Source organism: Azotobacter armeniacus (assembly GCF_054779355.1).
In genome coordinates this window covers 1-5,104 of the sequence record NZ_BAAGYK010000098.1, presented here as the reverse complement: position 1 = coordinate 5,104, position 5,104 = coordinate 1, and the positions used below count along the sequence as shown (strand labels likewise).

At 58.8% G+C, this 5,104-nt stretch carries 2 protein-coding genes and 1 pseudogene; all 3 read left to right on the top strand.

All coding sequences use genetic code 11. The annotated features are described in order from the left end of the window. A partial coding sequence (locus ACYVD0_RS13350; protein ID WP_460427252.1) for an amino acid adenylation domain-containing protein occupies positions 1-3,001 on the top strand: 3,001 nt, incomplete at its 5' end. 621 nt (positions 3,002-3,622) lie between these two features. Continuing rightward, positions 3,623-4,684, top strand: a complete 1,062-nt coding sequence (locus ACYVD0_RS13345) for a GNAT family N-acetyltransferase (RefSeq protein ID WP_460427251.1) — start codon at positions 3,623-3,625, stop codon at positions 4,682-4,684. A 165-nt stretch (positions 4,685-4,849) separates the two neighbouring features. Continuing rightward, positions 4,850-5,001, top strand: a pseudogene (locus ACYVD0_RS13340) (IS5/IS1182 family transposase); the annotation flags it as partial. Between the last annotated feature and the right edge of the window lie 103 nt (positions 5,002-5,104).

The following is a 5,104-nucleotide window of genomic DNA, read 5'->3' as shown; positions in this document are numbered from 1 at the left end:
GCTGGCGCAGGCCAGGGCGGCGGCGCTGGGCGCGCAGGCGCACCAGGACCTGCCGTTCGAGCAACTGGTCGAGGCGTTGCAGCCCGAGCGCGGCTTGGGGCTCACCCCACTGTTCCAGGTGATGTTCAACCATCAGCGCGGGGATTACCGGGCCTTGCGGCAACTGCCCGGGCTGGAGCTGGAAGACTATGCGCTGGACGATCAGGCGGCGCAGTTCGAGCTGACGTTGGACACCCACGAGAGCCCCGACGGGCAGGTGCGGGCGAGCTTCGGCTATGCCATGGAGCTGTTCGAGGCGCAGACCATCGAGCGCCTGGCGGGGCATTACCTGACCGTGTTGCGCGCACTGGCCGAGCGGCCGGAACAGGCACTGGGCGACGTGGAGCTGCTGGACGAAGCCGAGCGGGCGCAGTTGCGCCAGTGGGGCGAGAACCCGCAGCGCTACCCGGATGCCGAGCCGGTGCACCGGCTGTTCGAGCGGCAGGCGCAGGAGCGGCCGCAGGCCACGGCGCTGGTCTTCGGTGACGAAGCGCTGAGCTACGCCGAGCTCAACCGCCGGGCCAACCGCCTGGCGCACCGGCTGATCGCCCTGGGCGTCGCGCCGGAGACGAAGGTGGGCATCGCGGTGGAGCGCTCGGTCGAGATGGTGGTGGGCCTGCTGGGCATCCTCAAGGCGGGCGGGGCCTACGTGCCGCTCGATCCGGACTATCCGGCCGAGCGTCTGGGCTACATGGTCGAGGACAGCGGCATCGGGCTGCTGCTCACGCAGCGCCACGTCAGGGAGCGAATCACCGGCAGCCGGTCGCTGACCACGCTGGAACTGGACCGCCTCGATCTCGACGGCGAACCCGAACACGACCCGCCGATCGAGCCGCACGGCGACAACCTCGCCTACGTGATCTACACCTCGGGCTCCACCGGCAAGCCCAAGGGAGTGATGGTGCGTCATCGAGCGCTCAGCCACTTCCTGCTCAGCATGAGAGCCCGGCCGGGGATGACCGAAGAGGACGTTCTGGTCGCCGTCACCTCCTTGTCGTTCGATATCGCCGCGCTCGAGCTCTACCTGCCCCTCATCACTGGCGCCCGTCTCGTCCTGGCAGGGCGTGACACCGTGCGGGACGGGGCGGCGCTGGCGCGGTTGGTCGAGGGAGCTCAGGCTACCATGCTGCAGGCCACCCCTTCGGGCTGGCGTCTGCTGCGCGCCGGCGGCTGGCCAGCCGTACCGCCGAGTCGCTTGAGGGGCCTGTGCGGTGGCGAGGCGTTGCCGCCCGATCTCGCCCAGGACCTGCGTGCCCAAGGGGTCGAGCTGTGGAACCTGTACGGCCCGACCGAAACCACGATCTGGTCGGCGGCAGGGCCGGTGGGCGAGGAGCGGCCGAGCCTGGGGCGTGCCATCGCAGCGACACGGCTCCATGTGTTGGATAGCGAGCTGAATCCCGCTCCGGCCAACGTGCCCGGTGAGCTGTACCTGGGAGGCATCGGGCTTGCGCGCGGCTATGCCAACCGCGCAGATCTCACCGCCGAGCGCTTTGTCGCCGACCCCTTCGGCGAAGCGGGAAGCCGGTTGTACCGCACGGGAGACCTGGTGCGCTGGAGAGGCGACGGGCAACTCGAATATCTGGGGCGTCTCGACCATCAGGTGAAGGTCCGTGGTTTCCGTATCGAGCTGGGCGAAGTGGAGGCGCAGCTGCTGGCCCAGCCCGAGGTGCGCGAGGCGGTGGTGGTGGCTAAGGAGGGGCCGAGTGGGGCGCGGCTGGTGGGTTACGTGTCGGCGCAGGCCGGGCAGGTTCTCGACGGCGGCGCGCTGCGCGAGCGGCTGGGCCGGGTGCTGCCGGACTACATGGTGCCGGGCGCTCTCGTGGTGCTGGAGGACCTGCCGCTCACGCCGAACGGCAAGGTAGATCGCAAGGCGTTGCCGGAGCCGGATCTGACCAGCGAGCGGGCCTACGAGGCGCCGCAGGGGGAAACGGAAGAGGCGCTGGCCACGATCTGGGCCGAGGTGCTGGGCGTGGAATGCGTGGGGCGCCGCGACAACTTCTTCGAGCTGGGCGGGCATTCACTGCTGGCTCTCAGGATTGTCAATAAAGCTAAATCGCTATTCACGCCGCCGCTGACCCTCTATGATTTGATGCAGAGTCCAACGGTCGAGGCGTTATGCGGTAAGTTGACTCGCAGTCTATTTGCAGACCCCTTGGTAGCCCTCAACAGAAAAAGGGATGATGTTCCCCCTCTGTTTTGCGTTCACTCAGGTTTTGGTACGGCTCTGGGGTATTTGAAGCTAGCGCAGAAGCTAAATGGGATGCGCACCGTTTATGGAGTATCTTGCAGGACCCTGAGTGATCCTGGGTATCGCCCCCACTCCTTGGAGGCAATGGCGGACGACTATTTCAGAATGATTTGTGCAGCTCAGCCGCATGGATCTTGCTATCTGTTGGGATGGTCGCTGGGAGGGGCGCTTGCGGCCATGATTGCGGCTCGATTGGAGAAAGCAGGGAGGTCTGTAAAGTTCTTGGGGCTGGTAGATACCTATGTACCTCATCCAATGAAGGTCAAGTCGATATCGACCGATTGGCGTCAGGAGTATTTGGCGTTTCTTGAAGGGGTTTCCTTTGCCAAGATAGTTGATCTCAAAATATCCATCGATGCCTGCAATCCTTTCGAAGCGGAAGAATCGCTTGTCCGTGTAACGAAGTCTGCAATGGAAAATGGTGAATTTACGCTTTCTCCTAGATATACCGAAGCTTCAGCGTTGGAGATTGTAAGGTTATTTATCGCCAGCCATGGAGTAGGGCTGGCAACGCTGCAGTCGAGAGGGGCACCACTCCCACAACTAAAAGCCCACGTGCATTGCTGGTGGGCAATGAGTGGTTTTCAGCAAGTTCGGCTGAAGGAGATTGAGGAGCAGTTGCAATGTCGGCTGTATCACGACTATATAGATACCAACCATGATGAAATCATGACTCATCCTGATTTGTTGGACATGCTGCATGAGCTGCTCTGAGAGTGAGCTGTTCCGGGAGTTCGGAGGCTTTTTGGTGTGTCATGCTGATCTCCATCACCAAGAGGAGGGCGGATGCTGCTGCTCCTGGCTGTGCAAGCCTACGTGTTTAAAGGACTTGTACAGACATGCGTCGAGAAAATTTCAGATTATTTTTTCATACTTGCTGGCGAAGCGACTAAATATTCGTTGGTCTCGCTCGTCTTGAGTTGTACACGCTGGAACAGGTCTTTCTGGTTCGTTACTTCGATGCAGGGACTGATAACATGAGCTCGATACAAAATGCTGTCCGGCCGCTCGCTAGAGCATTTTCATGAAATATTTGATCACCACGGAGACGGCCTTGGGCACGACGGCTTTCAGCTCCCTCTCCCAAGCATGGGAGAGGGGAAAAATCCACGCCTGCCGTTATCCTGGCCACCCCAGAAAGGTGAATCCGAGTAGGGCGAAAATGCTCTAGCTAAGTGCCCGAAGAAAAGTAATCCGACATTTTCCCCTTCCATGCTCGTGCCAGCCCTTGAAACACGGAGTCTGCGAAGCTCGGAGCTGCAGAAAATCCTGGAAAATTTTCCTTCAGTACTTGCTACAAGTTCTCACCACAAAATTTAGGCAAGGAGCCGACTGATGTCCGTCCACATATCAGCAATGTCCTTGGACTGGCGCAATGAAACGTCAATCATTTCCTATCCGGCAGGTTACCCGGTTAGTTTGACATACGATGGTTCTATATTGTTGGTTGACGATCCTCAACGAGGGAAAAACGTGCATTGGGAGGTTAGCAATAGCGCGTCAGAATTAAAAATCGAATGGCTATCCGAGCACTCGACTCGACCTCTTGCAATTGACATACTTGCCGCACTCGAAGGGGTTTTTACTTTCCATCCAACACAAGCTGAATGTACGGTTGCCGGTCCAGTGTCATGGCCAGAGGAACTGACTTACGCTGGCGTTCTTCTATCCCAAGGCAGAGTTTGTGCTTGCAGAGACACGCTGTGGCAACAATCCAGGCTCTGGCTTCCCGGGGCGTACACCCCAATCTCGCTGCAATACACCCTGACTCAGGGGCGCCGGCATCCTCGTCGCGCCCCCAAGCCCAAGGGGATCGTCTACCAGCGTTATATTCCTTGGCTAGGCAAGACCCTTTCATTCCGAGCCCTCCAACTTGAGGAGGATCTGTTGCGTGTCAATCGCTGGATGAATGAGCCGGCTGTCGCGCAGATCTGGCAAGAGGAAGGAGATCTGGACAAGCATCGGCGCTATCTGGAAGCGATTGCAGAAGATCCTCATATGTACTCGATAATCGCCAGCCTGGATGGCGAGCCCTTTGGTTACTTTGAAGTCTATTGGGCCAAAGAAAATCGGATTACCCCCTTTTACGATGCAGACGACTATGATCGCGGTTGGCACGTCCTGATCGGCGAGCCCGCATTCCGTGGAAAAGCCATCGCTACGGCTTGGCTCACATCAATCTCCCATTACCTGTTCCTAGACGACCCACGTACACAACGCATCGTCGGCGAGCCTCGTGCCGATCATGCGCAGCAAGTCCGCAATCTCGACCGTTCTGGATACGCCAAAATCAAGGAGTTCAATTTCCCACACAAGCGTGCACTGCTTGTGATGCTATTGCGCGAACGCTTCTTCTCAGACGCCCTCTGGTGGCCACGCAGTGACATCGCTATGTGAACTTCAAGGTGCTCGGTGTAAGTGCTCGAAGAAAAATAATCCGATATTTTCCCCTGCATTGCCCGTGCAAGCCTCTGAAATACAGGGGTTGGCCTGGTTCGAAACAGCAGAAAATCCGGGAAAATTTTGTTCGAGTACTTAGCAGGTTGCGCATACAGGGCAATGAGGTGGTTGCATCGCTACTATCATCTGGCCGCAAATGCCTTTGCGCGGCTGAAGCATGTGAGCGCGCCGTGGCGTTCCGATATGACAAGCCGAAGAGGAATTACGAGAGTGTGGTTGTCATGGTTTGTGGGTTCCTGTGGCTACCCATGTGAATAAATAAGGTAATCCCCCGGCTTAGCCGGGGGACTCCTTGAGGTTTGACCGTGTGATACGATCATCGGGAGCCTTCTGTCTCGACCAAGAGATATGAGGTAC

Coding starts and splice junctions, on each gene's coding strand:
- ACYVD0_RS13345 (WP_460427251.1), top strand. CDS start 3,623: ATGTCCGTCCACATATCAGCAATGTCCTTGGACTGGCGCAATGAAACG.